The organism is Devosia naphthalenivorans (assembly GCF_003056355.1).
GTDB classification, from domain to species: domain Bacteria; phylum Pseudomonadota; class Alphaproteobacteria; order Rhizobiales; family Devosiaceae; genus Devosia; species Devosia naphthalenivorans.
In genome coordinates this window covers 68,569-88,666 of record NZ_PYVW01000011.1, presented here as the reverse complement: position 1 = coordinate 88,666, position 20,098 = coordinate 68,569, and the positions used below count along the sequence as shown (strand labels likewise).

Annotated in this window: 23 protein-coding genes and 1 pseudogene; 13 read left to right on the top strand and 11 right to left on the bottom strand. The window is 62.2% G+C overall.

Features of this window, described 5'->3' with window-relative positions; genetic code table 11:
* The first annotated feature begins 40 nt into the window (after positions 1 to 40).
* The 3 genes from C8264_RS14210 to C8264_RS14200 all read left to right on the top strand — a co-directional run bounded on the left by C8264_RS14210 (position 41) and on the right by C8264_RS14200 (position 6,270).
* Positions 41 to 625 carry a DUF1419 domain-containing protein gene (locus tag C8264_RS14210; RefSeq protein ID WP_108461690.1) on the top strand — a complete coding sequence of 195 codons (585 nt, stop codon included), beginning with the start codon at positions 41 to 43 and terminating at the stop codon, positions 623 to 625.
* 15 nt (positions 626 to 640) lie between these two features.
* Positions 641 to 1,036, top strand: a complete 396-nt coding sequence (locus tag C8264_RS14205) for a DUF3085 domain-containing protein (RefSeq protein WP_108461633.1) — start codon at positions 641 to 643, stop codon at positions 1,034 to 1,036.
* 134 nt (positions 1,037 to 1,170) lie between these two features.
* On the top strand, positions 1,171 to 6,270 hold the full coding sequence (locus C8264_RS14200; protein ID WP_108461632.1) for an N-6 DNA methylase: 5,100 nt from the start codon (positions 1,171 to 1,173) through the stop codon (positions 6,268 to 6,270).
* A gap of 12 nt (positions 6,271 to 6,282) precedes the next feature.
* Here the strand turns inward: C8264_RS14200 and C8264_RS14195 are convergent, their stop codons facing one another.
* Genes C8264_RS14195 through C8264_RS14185 form a run of 3 tightly spaced genes read right to left on the bottom strand, consistent with a single transcriptional unit; the run spans position 6,283 to position 7,310 of the window.
* On the bottom strand, positions 6,283 to 6,510 hold the full coding sequence (locus C8264_RS14195; RefSeq protein WP_108461631.1) for a CopG family antitoxin: 228 nt from the start codon (positions 6,508 to 6,510) through the stop codon (positions 6,283 to 6,285).
* A 54-nt stretch (positions 6,511 to 6,564) separates the two neighbouring features.
* Positions 6,565 to 7,002, bottom strand: coding sequence for a type II toxin-antitoxin system MqsA family antitoxin (locus tag C8264_RS14190; RefSeq protein ID WP_108461630.1), 438 nt, complete (start codon positions 7,000 to 7,002; stop codon positions 6,565 to 6,567).
* A gap of 2 nt (positions 7,003 to 7,004) precedes the next feature.
* The gene (locus C8264_RS14185; RefSeq protein ID WP_108461629.1) at positions 7,005 to 7,310 is read right to left on the bottom strand and encodes a type II toxin-antitoxin system MqsR family toxin; all 306 of its coding nucleotides are present in this window, start codon (positions 7,308 to 7,310) and stop codon (positions 7,005 to 7,007) included.
* Between the two features lie 309 nt (positions 7,311 to 7,619).
* On the opposite strand from C8264_RS14185, the gene C8264_RS14180 reads away from it, so the two are divergent.
* The 5 genes from C8264_RS14180 to C8264_RS14160 all read left to right on the top strand — a co-directional run bounded on the left by C8264_RS14180 (position 7,620) and on the right by C8264_RS14160 (position 11,414).
* On the top strand, positions 7,620 to 9,326 hold the full coding sequence (locus C8264_RS14180; RefSeq protein ID WP_108461628.1) for a ParB N-terminal domain-containing protein: 1,707 nt from the start codon (positions 7,620 to 7,622) through the stop codon (positions 9,324 to 9,326).
* Between the two features lie 88 nt (positions 9,327 to 9,414).
* Positions 9,415 to 9,891, top strand: a complete 477-nt coding sequence (locus C8264_RS14175; RefSeq protein WP_108461689.1) for a hypothetical protein — start codon at positions 9,415 to 9,417, stop codon at positions 9,889 to 9,891.
* Positions 9,888 to 10,775, top strand: coding sequence for a DUF7007 domain-containing protein (locus C8264_RS14170; protein WP_108461627.1), 888 nt, complete (start codon positions 9,888 to 9,890; stop codon positions 10,773 to 10,775). Before C8264_RS14175 ends, C8264_RS14170 begins: the two co-directional genes overlap by 4 nt.
* Positions 10,772 to 11,101: a hypothetical protein gene (locus C8264_RS14165; protein ID WP_108461626.1), complete on the top strand. Its 330-nt coding sequence runs from the start codon at positions 10,772 to 10,774 to the stop codon at positions 11,099 to 11,101. Before C8264_RS14170 ends, C8264_RS14165 begins: the two co-directional genes overlap by 4 nt.
* Before the next feature lie 61 nt (positions 11,102 to 11,162).
* A complete protein-coding gene (locus C8264_RS14160; RefSeq protein ID WP_342748699.1) occupies positions 11,163 to 11,414 on the top strand; it encodes a DUF7673 family protein in 252 nt (83 codons plus the stop codon).
* Between the two features lie 62 nt (positions 11,415 to 11,476).
* On the opposite strand, the pseudogene C8264_RS14155 reads toward C8264_RS14160, so the two are convergent.
* Both C8264_RS14155 and C8264_RS14150 read right to left on the bottom strand, forming a co-directional pair.
* Positions 11,477 to 11,778, bottom strand: a pseudogene (locus tag C8264_RS14155) (PhnA domain-containing protein).
* Positions 11,765 to 11,953, bottom strand: coding sequence for a hypothetical protein (locus C8264_RS14150; protein WP_108461625.1), 189 nt, complete (start codon positions 11,951 to 11,953; stop codon positions 11,765 to 11,767). The pseudogene C8264_RS14155 and the gene C8264_RS14150 overlap by 14 nt, the downstream one beginning before the upstream one ends.
* Before the next feature lie 287 nt (positions 11,954 to 12,240).
* Here C8264_RS14150 and C8264_RS14145 point away from each other — a divergent pair, with 287 nt between their 5' ends.
* Positions 12,241 to 12,828, top strand: coding sequence for a hypothetical protein (locus C8264_RS14145; RefSeq protein ID WP_108461688.1), 588 nt, complete (start codon positions 12,241 to 12,243; stop codon positions 12,826 to 12,828).
* A gap of 99 nt (positions 12,829 to 12,927) precedes the next feature.
* Here the strand turns inward: C8264_RS14145 and C8264_RS14140 are convergent, their stop codons facing one another.
* Both C8264_RS14140 and C8264_RS14135 read right to left on the bottom strand, forming a co-directional pair.
* Complete coding sequence (locus tag C8264_RS14140) at positions 12,928 to 13,419, bottom strand: type II toxin-antitoxin system YhaV family toxin (protein ID WP_108461624.1); 492 nt, start codon at positions 13,417 to 13,419, stop codon at positions 12,928 to 12,930.
* A gap of 2 nt (positions 13,420 to 13,421) precedes the next feature.
* A complete protein-coding gene (locus C8264_RS14135) occupies positions 13,422 to 13,754 on the bottom strand; it encodes a type II toxin-antitoxin system PrlF family antitoxin (RefSeq protein ID WP_108461623.1) in 333 nt (110 codons plus the stop codon).
* Positions 13,755 to 14,209: 455 nt separating this feature from the next.
* Here C8264_RS14135 and C8264_RS14130 point away from each other — a divergent pair, with 455 nt between their 5' ends.
* From C8264_RS14130 to C8264_RS22385, 4 genes are all read left to right on the top strand, one after another.
* Positions 14,210 to 14,395, top strand: coding sequence for a hypothetical protein (locus tag C8264_RS14130; RefSeq protein WP_108461622.1), 186 nt, complete (start codon positions 14,210 to 14,212; stop codon positions 14,393 to 14,395).
* A 240-nt stretch (positions 14,396 to 14,635) separates the two neighbouring features.
* On the top strand, positions 14,636 to 15,565 hold the full coding sequence (locus tag C8264_RS14125; protein WP_108461621.1) for an ArdC family protein: 930 nt from the start codon (positions 14,636 to 14,638) through the stop codon (positions 15,563 to 15,565).
* A gap of 476 nt (positions 15,566 to 16,041) precedes the next feature.
* The gene (locus tag C8264_RS14120) at positions 16,042 to 16,353 is read left to right on the top strand and encodes a DUF736 domain-containing protein (RefSeq protein ID WP_108461620.1); all 312 of its coding nucleotides are present in this window, start codon (positions 16,042 to 16,044) and stop codon (positions 16,351 to 16,353) included.
* Positions 16,354 to 16,651: 298 nt separating this feature from the next.
* On the top strand, positions 16,652 to 16,816 hold the full coding sequence (locus tag C8264_RS22385; RefSeq protein WP_205245684.1) for a hypothetical protein: 165 nt from the start codon (positions 16,652 to 16,654) through the stop codon (positions 16,814 to 16,816).
* A gap of 87 nt (positions 16,817 to 16,903) precedes the next feature.
* Here the strand turns inward: C8264_RS22385 and C8264_RS14110 are convergent, their stop codons facing one another.
* The 4 genes from C8264_RS14110 to traD all read right to left on the bottom strand — a co-directional run bounded on the left by C8264_RS14110 (position 16,904) and on the right by traD (position 20,095).
* Complete coding sequence (locus C8264_RS14110; protein WP_108461618.1) at positions 16,904 to 17,182, bottom strand: HU family DNA-binding protein; 279 nt, start codon at positions 17,180 to 17,182, stop codon at positions 16,904 to 16,906.
* A gap of 167 nt (positions 17,183 to 17,349) precedes the next feature.
* A complete protein-coding gene (locus C8264_RS22835) occupies positions 17,350 to 17,784 on the bottom strand; it encodes a WGR domain-containing protein (protein WP_342748698.1) in 435 nt (144 codons plus the stop codon).
* Between the two features lie 186 nt (positions 17,785 to 17,970).
* A complete protein-coding gene (traG, locus tag C8264_RS14100; protein WP_108461617.1) occupies positions 17,971 to 19,893 on the bottom strand; it encodes a Ti-type conjugative transfer system protein TraG in 1,923 nt (640 codons plus the stop codon).
* Positions 19,880 to 20,095: a conjugal transfer protein TraD gene (traD, locus tag C8264_RS14095; protein ID WP_108461616.1), complete on the bottom strand. Its 216-nt coding sequence runs from the start codon at positions 20,093 to 20,095 to the stop codon at positions 19,880 to 19,882. The genes traG and traD overlap by 14 nt, the downstream gene beginning before the upstream one ends.
* Positions 20,096 to 20,098 lie beyond the last annotated feature (3 nt).

Genomic DNA, 20,098 nt, shown 5'->3' with positions numbered 1-20,098 from the left:
GAGCCGCGTTTGTTGCCAATGGATGACAGGAGCCGCCATGATCACCCCCGCTTCCTTCCGCAAGATCTTCCAGGGCGTCGCAACGCGCCGACAGATGTTCCACCTGTTCGATCGCCATGCGCAGGCGCCGATGAGCAAGGCGCGCTATACCGGCCGTCTCTATGACGGCGAATGGTTCGAGATTGGTCGAGCTGAGTATGACTATATGTTCGAAATCCTGCCGCCGCTGTGGATGCGTGGCGAGATGTTTGCCATGCGCGAGTTCATGAGCGGCTCGATTACCAGCGTATTCTTGGCCCTCGGGATGAACAGGCGCATCCGCTATTTCCACGGCTATTGCGACATGCTGGCCAAGGGCTCGGCTGAGCGCCTGCGCGACATCATCCTCGCGCGGGAACGCCAGCCCGAGCCGGCAATGACGCGGGCCGAACAGCTCGACCACATCTGGAGCACCACGCCGGCCGACTATCGCGGCTATGCCGGAGAGGGCTGGCTGGAGCAGCATCGGGACAAGACCATCCTGATCAATGGTGGTGCACAAGGGGCCGTGCTGACTCTGCTGGAGGATCTATCGCCGCAGCAGCTGCAGCGATTGGCGTCCCTGGCCGAGCCGGTCGCGGCCTGACGGGGAGGTATGGCGATGTTCACCTTTCCCATTCCGGCCGTTCGCCAGGTCATCGAGCGTGGCATGGCTGACGCTGCCGCCAATGCCGGATTCCGCAATCCTCATTATGGGTTGGCGGCCGGCAAGGACGAGCAGCCGGGGCTCTGGCTGGTCGGCGACCAGGGTGTCTACATCATGTCGAATGGAAAACTCGCCGAGGGACGCGGTGCACTCGTCATCTATACCGAAGAATGCCACCCGGCCGGCGAGCCTTGGTGGGATTATAAGCGCCGCCATTTTGGGGCAGATGACGGTATCCAGTTCCTCGATGCAGAAGGCGTCCTGCGCACCATCAATGGCCCAGCGGGCGCCACCCACCTCACCGTTCGATCGGCCGAGGCCAGCATCACGCTGACCGCGATCCGACGCTGAGCCTGCCTTAGCGAGCCTGATCCGCGCGCAGAGCGCCGTTCAATCTCCATCCGCACCACCCGCGCATTCCAGTCCTGCCGGCACTGTTCCGGCAGGACGATGCTGCGCGCCCCAAAACCTAAGGAAATCTCCCAATGGCGTATGACGACCCCTTCACTCTCAATCTCTTCGGTGGCACCGCGCAGCCGTTCAGTCTCGGCGTGACCGCGTTCACGGCGGTTCTCGACGACGATGCCGGGGGCGATGACGGCACTCCTGTTCTGCCTGCACCGGCGCTTCCCGTCGCGGAGCGCGCACTGGCACCGCGCCAACCAATGGCGCGTGGCGCGGACTACCGCCTGTCCGGCGTACGCGGGCTTGCAAAATCATGGCGCGACCGCGCCCGCGACAATCTCGCGGCGATCCGGCTGGCGGCCAGGATCGCCGGCGAGCACCGTCCAGCGACTGTCGCGGAACAGGCGGCGCTGATCCGGTTTGCCGGGTTCGGGGAATCTGAGCTGGCCAACGGCATCTTCCGTCGTCCGGGTGAAGGGCAATTCCGCGCCGGCTGGGACGATCTCGGTACCGAGCTGGAAGCCATTGTTGATGCCGGTGACTACGCCTCGCTGGCGCGCTGCACCCAATATGCGCATTTCACCCCCGAATATATGATCCGGGCGATCTGGACCGGATTGCAGCGCCTGGGCTGGCGCGGCGGTCGTGTGCTCGAGCCCGGTATCGGCACCGGGCTGTTTGCCGCGCTAATGCCCGAGCAATTCCGTGACGTCTCGCACTTCACCGGGATTGAGATTGATCCCGTTACCGCCCGCATGGCGCAGCTGCTGCATCCCAGCGCCAATATCCTCAAGGCAGATTTTGCGCGCACCGAGCTGCCGGCGCAGTTCGATCTGGCGATCGGTAATCCGCCGTTCTCGGACCGGGTCGTGCGCAGCGATCGCGCGTTTCGCGCCCATGGGTTTCGGTTGCATGACTACTTCATCGTCAAGGCCATCGACCGGCTCAAGCCTGGGGGCCTCGCTGCCTTCGTCACCTCCAGCGGCACATTGGACAAGGCCGATGCGCGGGCCCGCGCGCATATCGCGTCAATGGCCGATTTGATCGTGGCGATCCGCCTCCCCGAGGGCAGTTTTCGGGCCGATGCCGGCACCGACGTGGTGGTGGACATCTTGTTTTTCCGCAAGCGCCGGGACGGTGAGGCTCAAGGCAATGCCGACTGGCTCGACCTTGCCGAAATTCACCCCGCCACGACGGAGGACAGTGCCATCCGCGTCAATCGCTGGTTCGCCACCCGTCCCGATCTGGTGCTGGGCACCCACGCCCTGACGTCAGGGCCATTTGGCGACGCCTATACCTGCCTGCCGCACACCGGCGTCGATTTCGACGCGGCCCTAGCCAAGGCCATACAGGCTCTTCCGGCCGCAATTTATGACGGAGAACCCGAAATCATCACGGTCGACGCCACCGAGGCGGCGCGCGGGATGGCCGATGGTGCTCCAGATATCGCCACCCGGGAAGGCAGTTACTTCGTTGGCCAGAATACCGCGCTGATGCAAAGGATCGAGGGGCAGGCCGTGACCATCACCGTCCGGAAGGGCAGGGGGTCCGATGGCGTGCCGGAGAAACACACAAGCATCATCCGCAAGCTGATCCCGATCCGGGACGCGGTGCGGGAGGTACTCAAGGCGCAGGAGCAGGACCGTCCGTGGAAGCCGGCCCAGGTCAAGCTGCGCATCGCCTGGTCCAGTTTCGTGCGCGAGTTCGGTCCGATCAACTTCACCACGGTTGCCACCAGCGAAGACGAGGCCACCGGAGAGGTGCGCGAAACCCATCGCCGGCCGAACCTGCAGCCGTTTCTCGATGATCCCGATTGCTGGCTGGTTGCTTCCATTGAGGATTATGACCTCGAAACCAATACCGCGCGGCCGGGGCCGATCTTCACCGAACGGGTTATCGCGCCGCCCGCGGCGCCAGATATCACCTCGCCCGCCGATGCGCTGGCTGTGGTGCTGAACGAACGCGGCCACGTTGATGTCGATCACATTGCCGAGTTGCTGCATCGGGACGTCGATGCAGTAATTGCCGAACTGGGCGACACCATCTTCCGCGATCCCGCGGATGGATCATGGCAGACCGCTGATGCCTATCTCTCCGGCGCCGTACGCTCCAAGCTGGTGGTTGCCGAAGCGGCGGCGGCCCTTGATCCCGACTTCGAACGCAATGTCCGAGCGCTGGTCGCGGTGCAGCCCGCTGACCTGCGCCCGTCCGATATCACCGCTCGCCTCGGCGCGCCGTGGATCCCCGCCGCTGATGTCGTTGCCTTCGTCCAGCAGACGATGGGTGCCGAAATCAAGATCCACCACATGCCGGAGCTGGCATCCTGGACCGTCGAGGCAAGGAAACTGGGCTGGATGGCGGCCGGCACCTCGGAATGGGGCACCGAGCGTCGCCACGCCGGCGAGCTGATCGCAGATGCCCTGAACAGTCGCGTGCCGCAGATTTTCGACATCATCAAGGAGGGCGATAGCGAAAAGCGCGTGCTCAATGTCGTCGATACCGAAGCGGCCAAGGAGAAGCTCACCAGGATCAAGACGGCGTTCCAGAGCTGGATCTGGTCCGATCCCGATCGTACCGACCGGCTGGCGCGGCTCTATAATGACCGCTTCAACAATATCGCCCCGCGAATATTCAACGGCGATCATCTGCAACTGCCGGGCGCCTCAGGCGCCTTTTCGCTGTATGGGCACCAGAAGCGCGGTATCTGGCGTATCATCTCGGCCGGCTCGACCTACCTTGCCCATGCCGTAGGCGCCGGCAAAACCATGACCATGACGGCGGCGGTCATGGAGCAGAAGCGTCTCGGGTTGATCGCCAAGGCCATGCTGGTGGTGCCGGGGCACTGTCTGGCGCAGGCGGCGCGCGAGTTTTTGGCACTCTATCCGATGGCCAGGATTCTGGTGGCCGACGAGACCAATTTTACCAAGGACAAGCGACACCGCTTCCTCAGCCGCGCCGCGACGGCCAATTGGGAGGCGATCATCATCACCCATTCGGCTTTCAGGTTCATCGCTGTGCCGTCGGCCTTCGAGCAACAGATGGTCCAGGACGAGCTGGAGCTCTACGAAGCGCTGATGACCAAGGTCGAAAGCGATGACCGGGTGTCGCGTAAGCGGCTGGAACGCCTGAAAGAAGGGCTCAAGGAGCGGCTTGAGGCGCTGGCGACTCGCAAGGATGACCTCCTCACAATCTCAGAGCTCGGCATCGACCAGATCATCGTCGATGAAGCGCAGGAATTCCGCAAGCTCAGCTTCGCCACCAATATGAGCACCCTTAAGGGCGTTGATCCGAACGGCTCACAGCGCGCCTGGGACCTTTATGTCAAATCCCGCTTCGTCGAGACCAAAAATCCCGGCCGGGCCCTGGTGCTGGCGTCGGGCACCCCGATCACCAACACGCTGGGCGAAATGTTCTCGGTACAGCGCTATCTTGGCTATGAGGCGCTGGCGCAGCGTGGTCTGCACGAGTTTGACGCCTGGGCCAGCACCTTTGGCGATGTCACAACCGAACTCGAGCTGCAGCCTTCCGGCAAATACAAGCCGGTGACGCGCTTCGCCACCTTCGTCAACGTCCCTGAGCTGATCGCCATGTTCCGCTCTTTTGCGGACGTGGTGCTGCCCGAGGATTTGCGGACCTATGTCAAGATCCCTTCGCTGGCTACTGGTGCCCGCCAGATCAGAACCTCAAAACCATCCGCTGCCTTCAAACGCTACCAGATGATGCTCGATGCCCGTATCAAAGCCATCGAACAGCGCGAGGGTCCGCCCGAGCCGGGGGACGACATCCTGCTCTCGGTCATCACCGATGGCCGCCATGCCGCGATCGACCTGCGCCTGGTTGATGTTGACCATGACGATGAGCCGGCGAACAAGCTCAATGATCTCGTCGCCAACGCCCATCGCATCTGGCAGGAGACCATGGACAACCGTTATCGCCGCGCTGATGGCAAGCCGTTCGAACTGCCCGGCGCGGCGCAAATGATCTTCTCCGATCTTGGCACGATCAATGTCGAGAAGAGCCGTGGGTTCTCGGCCTATCGCTGGATCAGGAATGAACTGGTCCGCCGCGGTGTCCCCGCGGAAGAAATTGCCTTCATGCAGGACTTCAAAAAGTCCGAGGCCAAGCAGCGCCTGTTCGGCGATGTCAGGGCTGGCAAGGTCCGCTTCCTGATCGGGTCGTCGGAAACCATGGGCACTGGAGTCAATGCCCAGCTGCGCCTCAAGGCCCTGCATCATCTCGACGTGCCCTGGTTGCCATCGCAGATCGAGCAGCGTGAAGGCCGCATCCAACGGCAGGGCAATCAGCATGAGGTCGTCGATATCTATGCTTATGCCACGGAGGGCTCAATGGACGCGCAGATGTGGCAGAACAACGAGCGCAAGGCCCGGTTCATCGCCGCGGCACTGTCCGGCGATACCTCCGTCCGCCGGTTGGAGGATATGGGGGAAGGGCAGGCGAACCAGTTCGCCATGGCAAAGGCCATTGCCTCGGGCGACCCGCGATTGATGCAGAAGGCAGGTCTGGAAGCCGATATCGCCCGACTGGAACGGCTGCGCGCCGCGCATCTCGATGACCAGCATGCCATTCGGCGCCAGATCCGCGATGCCGAACGCGATATCGTACAGGCGACGCGGCGGATTGGGGAAATCGGACAGGACATCGAAAGGCTGGTGCCTACGGCCGGTGATGCTTTTGCCATGAACGTCATCGGCACAGCGTTTGTCGAGCGCAAGCTTGCCGGCCGTGCGTTGATGAAGGAAATTCTTACCCTGGTGCAACTCCAGCAGGAAGGCGGCAGGGTGATCGGCTCGGTCGGCGGGTTCGACCTCGAGTATTCCGGCGAACGCTTCGGGCGCGACGGCTATCGCTACGCCACCATGCTGTTGCGATCGGGTTACGAAGACGAGGTCGAACTTCCGGTCACCACGACGCCGATTGGCGCTGTCGCCCGTCTGGAGCATGCGTTGGGCGATCTCGAGGGAGAGCGGGATGGCCATAAACGCCGGCGTGATGAGGCCCGACCGCGCCTGGCATCATACAAGTCCCGGATCGGCGAAACCTTCGCCTTTGCCGCCGACCTTGACCATAAGCGCCGTGAACTGGCCGATATCGAAACCCTGCTTGCCGCCAGCGCCGGCAACGATGGCCTCACAACACCTGACGATGCAATTGCGGCCTGAAGCCGGTGCCGCTCAATGTCGAGAGGCGTCGATTTTCTCGGCGAGCCAAGTCTTGATCCGTTCGAGCAGGCCATTGGGCAGCCGCAACGAGATCGCGGTCGAGGACGGCTTGAGATTGGGCAGGTGGGTGCGCTCCGCCTGGCTCCAGTCGACATGTTTGCTGGAGTCGTTGGCCTCCCAGAAAGCGCGCTCCTCGGCCTCCGATGCAAAAGTCGGAGCCGGCTTAGGTGTCTTGCTCATACGAGCCAGCCTCCCCCATAGCGCGGCTGAGACCAATGCGGTCTCGGCCGCGGGTCACGCCATCTTGCGCGTCATGCGCAAGTCTTTGACCAGCTCGGGGTGCTGGTCAAGCAGGCGTAGCAATTGGCTTGTTGGGCCGCTCGGTTCGATCAGCCCGCGCTCGTATTTGTCGAAAGCGTTCTCGCCGACTTTCAACAGGCCTCCTGCCTCACGCTGCGAGAGCTTTAGCTTTTTGCGGACCCGCCGGATGGTGTCCGGCGTGGGAATGCCTTCGATCTCTTCCTTGAGCGCCCTGAGCGCAGCATCGGTAACGGCCATATCGTCGCCAACATGGATGCCGTCATTGCTACCTGTTGGGTAGTATCCGGGGAGTTCGACCGTGGCGCTCTTACCCTTAAAGGTGACGGTGAATGCGCGTACATCCCGGTACAGCGTCTCACCGGTTTCCGGTGAGGTCATCGTCTCGGGTAGTTCTTTCCTCAATGCCGCCATTGTCATTTCTCCTTGAACGACATCCCCACAAACTCTGTGATGACGTCCGCTTGGAATTTCACGTAGAGCACCAGGCCACGAGCCGGAACATAGTAGACGTCCTGCCAGACTCGGTGGTCGGCAAAGGTCGTCATCGACTTGACGAACATGTGTCTTTCTACCGCTTCGATCGTCTCGGCCACCCCATTCCGATCGAAACCCAATGCGAGTGCGTCACGCAGTGCCGATGAGGTCATCGCCAGTGTTTCGGCCGCCCCGAGCGCCAATTTTATGGCCTCGAGATCGTAGGTTGGACGCTTCTTCTCCATGTCTCCATATGCCACCTTAATGGTGGCGGTTCAAGAGGAGAGGGCTACGAAGGGGAGGGACAAAACAAAACATAGGAACCGGCTCGCTGATCGGTCGAGCCGGCGACGCTGACGCTCAACCGTCCGTCTCGCGATCCCGGCCGCGTCGTCCCGCGCAGGGCTGAAAGCCCCGCTAGGCCTGCCGGGCAGGGATACTCGCCAAGCAGTTGCACCGGCCCGCCCGCTCAGCGGGCTGGGGGAGGTCTTCGAAAGGAAGACGGAAAAGGACCCGCGATAGGTGGTGTCCGCAACCCGAAATGGAGCATCCCCATGGAACTCAAGTTTATCGATCCGCGCGCGCTCAAGGACAATCCTGACAAAGCCCGGCGCAGCAATTCCAGCCCGCAAGCTGACGCCTTGCTGCTGGCCACGATCAAGGCCGTTGGCATTGTGCAACCGCCTGTGGTCGCTCTCGAAGCCGATGGCGGCAACGGCTTCGTTATCGATGCAGGGCATCGCCGGGTGAAGCAGGCGATCGCCGCGGGTCTCGAAGAGATCGCCGTTTTGGTGATCGAACGGGCCAAGGACGGTGGCGCCATGCGGTCGCTGGCAGAAACGCTCGCCCACGAGCACCTCAACCCCGTCGATCAGTGGCGCGCCATTGACCGGCTCATAGCGCTCGGTTGGACCGAGGAGGCCATCGCCAGCGCTTTGGGGTTGCCAGTCCGCCAGATCAAGAAGTTGCGCCTGTTGGCCAACGTCCTGCCCGTCATGCTCGACCACATGGCCACAGGTGATATGCCCGATGAGCGCCAGCTGCGCACCATCGCGTCGGCCCCGCTCGATGAGCAGAAAGAGGTCTGGAAGAAGCACAAGCCATCCAAGAATGATCGACAGGTGACTTGGTGGAGTGTGGCGCAGGGCCTAACCAAGACCCGCATGCATGCCAAGCATGCCAGCTTTGGTGACGAGCTGGCTCAGGCCTACGGCATCGCCTGGGTCGAGGACCTGTTCGCGCCGGCCGACGAGGACGGCCGCTACACCACCGATGTTGAGGCCTTTCTCGGTGCGCAGCAGGAGTGGATGACCAACAATCTGCCCAGGCGCGGGGTCATTGCTGAGGTCGGCAGCTATGGCGAGGTCAAGCTGCCGCCCAAGGCTGAACGCGTCTATGGCAAGCCCAGCAAGTCCGACCACACCGCCCTGTATCTTGACCGCGAGGGCCGGGTGCAGGCGCAGGCCTATCGGCTACCGGCGGCCAAGAAGCCGAAGGGGGCTGCCGGCGCAGTTGATAGCGATGGTGAGGATCCCATCGTCACCACCAAACCGCGCCCGGACGTGACGCGCAAGGGCGGCGAAATGATCGGTGACCTGCGCACCGACGCGTTGCATGAGGCGCTGTCCCACGCGCCGATCGAGGACGATACGCTGATGGCGTTGCTGGTTCTGGCCTTTGCCGGACAGAATGTCAGCGTGGCGTCCGGCGCCCGCGATATCTCGTATTATGGGGCCGCGAGCCTGGGGCAACATGCGGCGTTGCTGTTCGATCAGCAGGGCAAACTCGACTTTGATATGGACACGCTGCGCATTGCTGCCAGGTCAGTACTGGTCGATGTCTTGTCGTGCCGTGAGAACCGTTCGGCCAGCGGCATTGTTGCCCGGGTCGCCGGGGACGTCATCGCCGCAGACGGCCACCTGCCGAACATGGGGACGGAGGAATTCCTGTCCTGTCTATCGCGCCCAGCGCTCGAAGCCGCCTGCACGGACGCTGCCGTCCTGCCGCGGCAAAAGGTCAAGGACACGCGCACAGCCCTGGTGGAGCATTTCAGGGAGGGGCGCTTCGTGCACTCGGCCGCGCGTTTTGCGCCGGATCCGGCAATGCTGAGCACCTGGCTCGCCAAGTACGAGCCGACCGAAGCCGAGGACGATGGGCCCGGCGTTGCCGATATCCAGCCGGACAAAACCACCCGCGATGCCGCTGACCATGGCGCTATTGGAGTCGATGACGACACTAGCTGGGCCGTCGCTGCCGAATAGGCACCCCGTCAATTTTTTCGACTGATCCCGCCGCTGACAATCCCGTTGGCGGCGGCTTTGTTTCACCGTGAGTATAATGGAGGACAAGATGTCCGCTCATCTGATCTTCGACCTGGCGCCACTGGGCTCGGTCATCCGCTATTCCGACGGCCTGCCACGCCCACCGGAGCACCATCGCAGGAAGCTCTCCACGTGGCAGAATACCAATGGCGGCGGCCGTCTGGTCCGCAAGCAGGCCGAACAGCGTGTTGGCAACACCATCATTCCCGCCAGTATCACGCTGCACGAAGGCGATCATGGCAGCCGCGACATTATCGTGCGGCGGGTGTTTCGGAGGTTCTCGGTGACCAGCGCCCTGAAATTTGTCGTCGCCGAGCGCCCCGCCATCGGCGCAGTCCGCGTATTCGATCGGGCAGGGAAGAATGCCGAACTCGTCCATCTCGCTTCCCACCGCGCGGCAGCGGAGGAATGGCTGACGCGCCATGGTTATCCCAATGCCGTTCTGGATGAGGTCACGACCGACGTGGTTGCGGCTGATGTCGTCGAGGGGAGGGCGGCAGCATGAGCGCGCTTGCTCCATCGATCGAGACGAGCAACTCAACTCTCGGAATTCCGGGGGTTGAGTTTGGTCGCAGCGCCGACAGTATGCTGGTAGCGCGCGTCGGCGATCATGCCTTCACCATGGTCCCTGCCCGTGACGGCCAGCATTTTCTGGCCAGCGGCTGGCGCATCGACCGGCCGCTTGAGCAATGGCGTCGCGACGATTTCTACGGCCATTCCGGCGAACTTGCCGATGACGCGGATTTCCGGGCCAAAGTCTTGGAGAACGCGGTGCATCAGCAGGAAAAATCTGTACTCGGTCGCCGGAATATCCGTTCGTCTGCCAATACCCCTTGGGGGGCCTCGCAGGAGGCGACGGTCTATGGCGACGGCGTGACCTGCCATTCGACGGCCCGCCACGGCGGTTTTCACCTGTCGGCCGAACGCAACACCATGGTCCATGCCATGCTGCGGGTTCGGAGTGGCTGGTACGAAGAAGATGCCGAATGGGCGATCGTCGCCCTGAGCTTCCCGCATCTGTTCACCACCTTCGAGCGCTGGCACGCGGACCGCACGATCAAGGATTCATGGCCCGACGCCTGGGAAGCAATCTTTGGCACCGTTCTCGCTCCGGGCGAATCCCAAACGAAAGACCGTCGCGCCTTTCAGGCGAAACATGCCGCCGACTGGATTGTCGTCTCCGCGATCACCTCTGACCAGCAACAGGGCTTCGTCGAGGTTGTTGCTACTCCGGGCGGCAAGCGTGGGCCGGGAACGGCAGAACGGCGCTTCCTGGTGCCGTCCGCCGAGTATGACATGGGACGCTTCGGTTTTGTCATCGATCCCGACCGCCATGCCGATTATGACGGCCCATCCAGCTTTGTCGGCTGGCATGGGAGGACGCGGTGACCGCCCCCACGAGTATCCAGATCCGGTTGTTCCGACTCGAGGAGGCGCGCCGCCAGACCCAGCACCAGCTCGATCTGATCGATCGGCAGATTGTTCGCCGCATGACCGGGCCGATCCCGAAACTGGCGCCGAAACGAACCGCCTATCAGCGTAGCAAGACGCCAGACCCGGACACCTTTCTCGAGCGCTATCGCGGCGAACTAAAAGCGCTCACCGCCGAGCGCCAGCCCGAAATAGATGCGCTTGCGCGTCGGCTCGCACACCAGGATGACGCGATTGCCATCCTGCGCGAGCCACAAAGCCCGCGGTCATCCCACGCCGCCTGATCCATATCTGTTCACCACCAGCTGGCAATCTGTCATATTGGAAACAATGGAGGTTTCGCGAATGGATGACTGGACGCGCGCCGCATTCGAGCGACTGCTGAACCTGGCGCAGAGCGATACGGGGCAATCCCGGCGTGCCGCCAATTTCCTGCTGGCATGGTGGAATGCGGATAGTCTGGGCGTCTTCGACATTGCCGATCTGTTCGGTGTCGACAGCGCTATCGCCGCGGATATGGGCATGGTGTTCACCTGGCTTGCCGGGCAGGATGTTGCGAGCTACCCACCGAATATCGTGCTGCGATCGAGGCACTGATCGAGCAATGGCGCCCCGACGTCTGGGCCAGGATCAAGGCATCAGGCTGATCGTGATGACGCCTACCGTTTGCGGGCGAACGCGGTTCGCAGCACCAGGCCCTGATGGTGACGTGCCGGTAGTCGATCTCTTCGGGATTGCCGATGCGGCGGGTCGAGCGGATGACCGTTCCCTGTTTCAGGGCCTGCCCGGCGCCCTTGACCTTGAGGGCGTTGATTAGCACCACGGTATCGCCATAGGCCTGCACATTGCCGGAGGCGTAGCCCACGTCGTTCGTGGCCACCGCTGCTACTGCAACCTCCGGGGCGGGCCATCGTTCGCCGCTTGCCCTCGTCATAGATATTCCATCGTCATCGCTGGTCATGCACGCCGCTATTGTAGATGCGGGCCGGCATGCCAATCCTCATGTCGCAATTGAGGTTGGGGCCGGCCGGAGCAAACCGCGTGCGATGCTGCAGGTCGGCATCCGGCGAACGATTGGATGGGGCGGTGCCGTCCCGCTCGATACCCTTTTCTATTGCAGTCGTTCCGGTCAGCACCCATGCCGGTTATCCCCTCGGGTTTGTGGAGCGGTCTAAACCGGCAGGCGTCGCCGTCAAGGCCGCTGCGCGCCGCGATGCGGCCGGGGTCGCCGGTCTCGACACGTCAGGCCCGCGCCCTGCGCGAGGGCTGTCGCCCTGCTGGTTCGCAAGCCTGGCCTGCTCGCCCCTGTCGCCCCCGGACCCTGAGGCCGCTGCTGTCCCGCCGGTTTTCTTGGACCGCACCCGAAGGGATGACCGGCATGGGGCCGGTCCAAGCCTTCGGCGCAGACAAAAGGATCACGCACATGACCAGGACCACTCGCACCACCGCTTCTTCCTCCAAGACCGCCCAATTCCGCAAGGGCATCACACTCGAAATGGTCCGGCTTGCCTGCCCGGACGCCAATCAGGCCGCCATGATCTCGGAAAGCTTCGGCCTTCCCGTTCTCGACAGCGACGGTATCCGGGAGCTTCATGAGCGCATGATTATCGAAACGGCCGACAGTCTCGGCGAAGGGCTGGGCGAACGGGCCATGCAGATCCATCTGCAGCGCATCGTCGGCGCCTATGTGGGGTCCGCCCATGGCGCCGGTCAGTTCTACAGCCGAGCGGTGACCGAAGCCCGCGATGCAACGGCCAAGTCCGCCAATGACGCCCGAGACGAGGACATGGGTGGTCCGGTCGGCTTCGACAGCGCCGCCCAGCGCAAGCGCGAGTTCGCAGCCGATATGGGCGTCCAGGCCCACGCCCTCAGAATGGCGGCCGAGGGCGCTATCGTGGCCTACGAGCACGTCGTCGGCGAGAGCTGGAAGCCCTTCGAGCGGGCCGTCGAAAATCCGGGCCAGACCGTTGATCGCAAGGCCGCCGAACTGCAGATGGCGGCTTTCGGCTGAGCCGCAAGGGCGGAGCTTCGGCTCCGCCCGCAAGCTCAGGTTTCCAGCTGTGGGCGTGTCGGGACACGACCCACACACTAATCCGCCTCGCGGAAACGGCTATCGGATTGCTGGCGAAGCGCTGTCCAGCCGTTCAACTGCAGCGGGCTCGGAAGCCGCGTTATGCAGCGTGGCCCAGTCATCGGGCGGATTGCCGTTCTCCAACGTCCCCTTGAAGACTTTGCAGGCATCGGATTTCGCGCCATAAGTCCGCAGCGTCGTTTCATCGTTGACCCAGGCAAAGATGATGACTTTCGCGGTCGAGTCGTAGCGGAAGAACAACCTGAACCGACCACTCCCGAACTTTGCCCGAAACCAGTGCTTGTTAGCCTCGCCCAGCGTCGAACCCTGCCGATAGACGGTCGCGGTCGGATCAGCCGGAATCGTCTGGAACACGAGCTTGTTTAAAGCCGCCAAGAGTTTGGTGTTCGCGTTCTTTTGGTATTGGTCAGGCTTGTTTGCCTTCAACACGTCGACAGCCTTGGTCAGCTTTTCCAACTGATCGAGAAAGAGGGGATGCGCGAAAATGGTCCATCCATTGATCGTGAGCATGACTAGAGTGCGACATCCCCGTCGATCTCGGCATCGAGGTCAACGTCCATATTTCCAACGAGCGCGGCCATACGATCCCGCAGGGTGGCGGGCAGCGCGACGACGGACGTGCCGGGGTGCTTTTTCATGTCCTGCGCCAGAAATTCGAGGAAGTGATCGACGATGGGGTCACTCGCCTCGGTTGTCGCCTTCTCGACATAGACCCGGTGCTGGTCGTCAACGAAAAAGGCGATGCGTCCACCATAATCCACGCCCAAAGCCTGCCGGACAACCTTGGGAACGGTGGTCTGGCCCTTCGCGGTGATGGTGCTTTCTTCTTTCAGCAACGCAGCCATAGTGGGCTCCCAACTTGATCTTTGATAGACGTAAGGAATATTCCTTACCATGTCAAGGTGACCTCAGTCTCTGGCTATGGGGCCGGTAAATGCTCGGCGACGTTTCCATGCATGAAATGTCCGCTTCCTGCCTGGGTTACGACCAAAGCCGCCCTTTCAGTTCCACCCCAATGTGGGCGATTTTGAACGACGATGATTTGCTCATTCCTCCTGACATCAAGGTGCCTAGCTACGAGGCCATACGACACCGCATGAGGCATGCAGCCGGAGGTGTCCAATCCCGCTCTCTCGGGATGGCTTTCCTGTTCCGGCTCCGGATCTTCCACGATCAACCCACGAGGGGTCCGCTAGCAAGCTGCGGCCGCTTGTCTTTGCCTGCGCGGTGATCGCGCCCGGAGCCGGACACTGACGGAGCCATCGAGCGGGAATGGCCCGCTCCAAAGATGGAGCCTCAGATGTCGCACAACCTCGAACTCGCCCAAAAGCACGCCTGGAAGCTCGCCCGCACCCTCATGGCCCCAGTCATCCTCTTCCAGGTCGACAACGAGTTCGGAGTCATCCCGGCAGATGAGCTCGACGGCGCCGAAATTGAAATCCTCTTCGAGTACGATCCCTATTGTGGCGGCCGGTCGGTGCACTGAACCGCCGCTCTTTCGGACGGTATCCGGGCGGCGCGTTGCGCCGCCCTTCTTCTTGTTGCTGCGCCTTTGGTCCCGTCCCGCCATCGGTCTTGCCAGACCCGGTGCATCGCGCAACGGCTTTGCCGTCCTCCTCTTTGTTCCGGCCCCTGTCGGGGTGCGCGACCCCCTGATTGGTCCGGCTTGTCGTCCGCCGTGACGGGGCCGCGATCGGCGCGGCCTCCAGTATGGAGGTTTATGAAAATGAGCAGAAAAGAGCAGAGCGAAACCCGTGTTGATATCTATGCGCGGATTACCGAGCGGATTGTCGCGCAGCTGGAGCAGGGGGTGTGCCCCTGGGTGCAGCCGTGGAGCGCGGGAAATGCAGCAGGGCGTATCACCAGACCGTTGCGTCACAATGGCGAACCATATTCTGGTATGAACGTGCTGCTGCTGTGGTCAGAGGCCATGGCGCGGGGCTATGCCGCGTCGATGTGGATGACGTTCAAGCAGGCCAGCGACTTGGGCGCCCATGTCCGCAAGGGAGAGACCAGCGCCACCGTGATCTATGCCAGCCGGTTCACCAAGACCGAGACTGACGCCCGCGGCGACGAGATGGAGCGGGACATTCCATTCCTGCGCGCCTATGGCGTGTTCAATGTCGAGCAGATCGAGGGCCTGCCCGAGCACTATTACCACCGTCCGGCGCCGGTCTCCGATCCGGTGAAACGGATTGAGAACGCCGACACCTTCTTTGCCAATGCTGGTGCGGATCTCCGCCATGGCGGTGCGCAGGCCTACTATGTGCCGTCCTCTGACCATATCCAGATGCCGCCCTTCGAAACGTTCCGGGATGCGGCGTCCTATGTCGCGGTCCTCAGCCACGAGCATATTCACTGGACGGCGAAACCGAACCGCGTCGGCCGCGATCTTAGTCGCTATGCCAAAGACAGGTCGGAGCGGGCCCGGGAGGAACTCGTTGCTGAGATAGGGTCGGCCCTGTTGTGTGCCGATCTCGGTATCGTCCCCGAACTCGAGCCACGCCCGGATCACGCTGCCTACCTCGCAAGCTGGCTTACGGTGCTGGCTGATGACAAGCGCGCCATCTTCCAGGCCGCCGCCCATGCGCAGCGGGCGGTCAACTATCTGCATGCCCTGCAGCCGGCTACTTCCAAAGAGCACGAGGCCGCCTGAGCGCCGGTCATGTCCTATCTCCACACTGGCACCCATAAATCGGTCCCATCGCAATGAAGAAGTGTCGGCGGGGCGTCCGTTGGGGCGTCCCGCTGCAATCGATGCCTGAGGTGCAAGGCTGAGATTGGATTGATAGCGAGTGCCACGCCGGTCGTGATGGGGTGATGCCGATGCAGGGTCGCCTGTCTTCATTCCGGTCGTTCCTGCGACGGGCACGTCCATCTGCGTCCTCGATGTGGCTGGTCTGACCGCAGGCCGAACTCGCTGCGCTCGCTCTCGCTCTTATCCCCGCAACAGCCGGTTTCAGCTTTCTTCCCCTGTGCGCTGTGCGCTCATTCCTCGCGGAACAAGAAAGCCTTTCCCGGCCGCCCTCCATTGCATTTCGGCCCTTTGGGTGCGGCTCGAACGCCTCCGGTCTGTCGACCGCTATCGAGGGCGCGATGGTCGCGACCCGAGAAACCAAAGGAATGAGACAAATGGCAACCATCGGCATCTTCACCACCACCGCCAACGGCTTCACCGGTTCGATCAAGACCCTCAGCCTCAACGTCAAGGCACGCTTCGAGCGCGTCGAAACCCCCTCTGATAAGGGCCCTCACTTCCGCATCTTTTCCGGTGCCGTGGAGCTGGGTGCGGCCTGGCAGAAGGTCTCCAAGGAAACCGAGCGCGACTACCTCTCAGTCAAGCTGGACGATCCGAGCTTCCCGGCTCCGATTTACGCCACCCTGATCGAGGTGGACGGCGAAGAAGGCCTCCAGCTGATCTGGTCTCGCCCCAACCGGGACTGAGCCTTGCTACAGGACCCCGCCGCAAGGCGGGGTTCCTCCTGTGCAGGAGGAAGCCGGCACCAGGCGTCGAGCCTGCTTCCGGCTTTTTGGCGCCAACCGGATGGAGTGGGGGTCTGCTCAGATCGTCCGAGTCTGCCATGTCGGCCCGCCGGCCTCGAGGACGAGTGGTACCCCCAAAATGCTGGCGCATTTCGGCTCCCCCACCCGCCGGCTCCGCCGGTCGCTTGCACGATCCCTGACCCCTCCGCTCCGCCATGACAGCCGGTGTCGTCTTTCACCAACATCACGGAGACGGTCCATGTCGATCGATCAGCATATCGAGGAATTGCACGCCGAGCTGCGGAATGCCGTCTATTGGGACGAGCGCCGCGAGATTGAAACGGAACTGGAACTGGCCGTTGCCGAGCGCGATGTGACGCTGGCGGAGGCCTACGCCGAGATTAGCGCCGAGCCTCCCTTCTAGGGAGGCTGTCATCAGCGCCGCTGCGGTTCTATGCGGTGCTGATCAATCTGCTGGAGATGGCCGACCATGGATCGGCCGTGCTGGCTACTAACCGTTTAGGGCATCCTTGATCGCTTTGGCCGGCGTGAAGGTCAGTTTTTTCGACGCGGCGATCTTTATCGTTGCACCGGTCGAAGGGTTGCGACCGTCCCGCTCTGGAGACGCCTTCACCTTGAACTTGCCAAATCCCGGAAAAGAAGTTTCCGCATCGGACTTGGCAGCATCAACGATCTGCCTGAGCACGCTCTCTACAATCGTCTTGGCCTGGGCCTTCGTCAGGTTCTGCTCTGCAGCGATCTTGTCGGCAATTTCGTTCGTCGTTGTCATTCGATATTTCCCTATGCTCCTGGCTCCACCTCTTCTATGGCAATGAAATGCAGCCTGCGAAAGTGGTTGAGGCATCAGTCCTGACCGCCAATTCACAGAAAGCCGCAAAAACAAGCGCATTCAAGCGGCGAATGGTCGAGGTTCCCAGCACCAGCACCAGCACCAGCTCAGTCGCTGTAGCCGCGTCGCTGCTTTGTCCGCTGTAATCTTGCCATGGCACTCATGGCCTCTTCGGCCTCATCGAAGGTTTCCATCATTGACTGGCCGTTGGTGCCGATCCGGCCCCAGTTTCGAATGACCGATGCACCACCAAACAATGTCGGCTGGATCGCAAGCGAGTAGAACCGACGCATGTTCTGCGTTGGGTCGATACGGCACAGATGAATGGGGCGATCAGCATCACTCGACATGCCGGGAGTCTCGCTGCCTTTGGAAACGGTGTCCAATGACTTTCCTGAATCGCAGCGGTCGGTTCGATTCACGCAGCTTATGAGCGTTTCACCATTCCCTTTCCGTTTGTAGAACAACGGAATGATTTCCAGTTGGGATTGGCGAGCCGCTTTGCAGCGGATGGGCTCTATTCGCCGCCGGCTGACGCTCACGGAACCCGCCTGGCGGTTTCCGCGCATTTCGCGTGACGATCCCGCTCGCAGTTGCCACACAGGCTCTATTCGGGCTTCGGGTCCGTGGCGCGGGCGGTGCGGACATCAACGATGTCTCCATCCCGCCAGCTTCACAACGAAATATCGTGGCGGATCAACATGGGTACGCGTGCGTAAGTTGCAGGGTCATGCTTTCCCGCGCGCATGGAATCTGTTTGCGCTGACGATCGAGCGCATGTCCTCACGCCGGAACCAGATGGCACGACCGCAGCGTAGTGGTGCATTGCCTGCAGTAAAAACGATCTGCTCGTCACCGCGCATGCGCAGCACTTCCTCCGGCAGGATCAGCGGTCGCGCGGCCAGCTGCCTGGAGCGTGTGCGGGACGATCCGGACATGGCCGAGGACCGGCTGAGCTGATCGACCTCAACCGTTGTGTTGCCGCATCGCCGTGAGATGTAGTCGGCCGTGTCCGGATCGTTGATCGCGGCGAACGAAACCCACGACGCGCTCTCGAACCATTTTGACGTGGCGTCGCGTCCCCCATAAGCCTCACGCATCTGTCCAATCGACTGAAACAGCAGCGCCAGGCTGATGCCATATTTGCGGCCCGCGTCTCGGGCGGTCTCCAGAATGCGCAGATAGCCGAGCCGCGCCACCTCATCGAGGAGGAACAGTGTCCGCCCCTTCACAGCGCCATCCCGATTGTAAATCGCATTGAGCAGCGCGCCGATAATGGTGCGGGCCAGACCGGGATGCGCCTCCAGCGTCTTGAGGTCGAGATTGACGAAGATGTCGGTCTTGCCGTCGGCAATGTCGTCGGTGGCAAAGCTCGAACCCGACACCAGGGCGGCATAGTTCGAATAGCTCAGCCAATGGGTCTCCTTGACCGCATTGGCATAGACGCCGGAAAAGGTTTCCGGCGTCATGGCGATGAACGGCGCGACGTTTTCCTTGACGAATTCGGATGCGGAATTGTCGTAAATCTTCTGCAACAGCTCGCGCAGCTTGGGTTCTGGCACCGACAGGTTTGCCCGCATCTGCCGCAGATGCTGGTGTTCTTTTTCCGTATGTCCGGAGAGACAGACATCGGCAATCAGCGCGGTGATGAGCTGCAGCGCCGACGCGCGGAAGAAGTCGTCGCGAATGGAACTTTGGCGCCCTGTGTCGGTCACCACCCAGTTGGCGACGGCCACGACATCCTCTTCACGGGTGCCGCCAAAGCGACCGATCCAGTCGAGCACGTTGAAGCCAGTTATCGGCTCTTTGGGATCGAGTATGAACACGGCGCGGCCAGCCTTGCGCCGGTGTTCGATGACCATCGGCGCAACTTCATTGGATGGGTCGAGGGCGACGAGACCGCCGCCCCATTTAAGCGCCGTCGGCACGGTGACCGAGGTGGTCTTGAAGCCGCCCGAGCCGGCGAAGACCAGGCCATGGGTTGAGCCGAAGGAGGCGTCAAAACACAGCAGCGGGGACTTGCCACCTGCACCCCAGCTCTCCTGATCATCCGCACGAAACCCACGGGCGGCGACCGTGTCCTTGTCGACGCGATAGGCCTCGCCGATGACAATGCCGCCGGCTTCGGGGAACAGGCGCTTCGCGTCGGTAGCGTTCATCCATTCGCTCTCGCCGTGGATGGCTCGTTTGCCGCTGACCCGGCGCGGCGCCGGTGACGCGAAGGCGGTGTTCCCGCGCATCGCGACGCGAAGGGCGAAGATGCCTGAGACCGCGGCAAGCATCGCGCCAGCGGAAGTTGCAGGGTCGACGAACTGCAGGATGGTTTGGTTCGGCGCGACCGCATCGACAAACGCGACAAGCCGCAAAATCTCGCGGATGAGGGCGACCATCACGACTGCCATCGTGCCGACGAGAACGCCGCCGCCAGCATATTGAATTGATACGGTGCCTTTCGCGGCGAACAGGAACATGACGCCGAACCCCGCCGCGATGGCATAGGGCAGAGCAAGGCCGATGCGGCCCAGCATGAGCTGGGCTTCCGCCGTCGTACCGAAGCTGGCAGTCCATTGCTCAATGCCAGTCAGCAACAGACATGTGCCCAGCATCAGGACGCCGGGCGCTATCAGCAAAGCGATCCTAGTCGGGGTCATCGAAAAACACCTTTTCACCGATGGAGAGCAGCCGGGCACGCTCATGCGAGTCGGCTTTGATCCGACCCGCGCCATCGATCAGCAGACCCAGCAGCAGCGCCCGTTTCTCGTAGCGCAAACCCGCCTTGGCGATCAGGCCGCCAAGCTGGATTTTTTCGCGTGTGTCTTTCTTCCGGGCGTCGCTCTGACTGGCCTGTTGCATCCG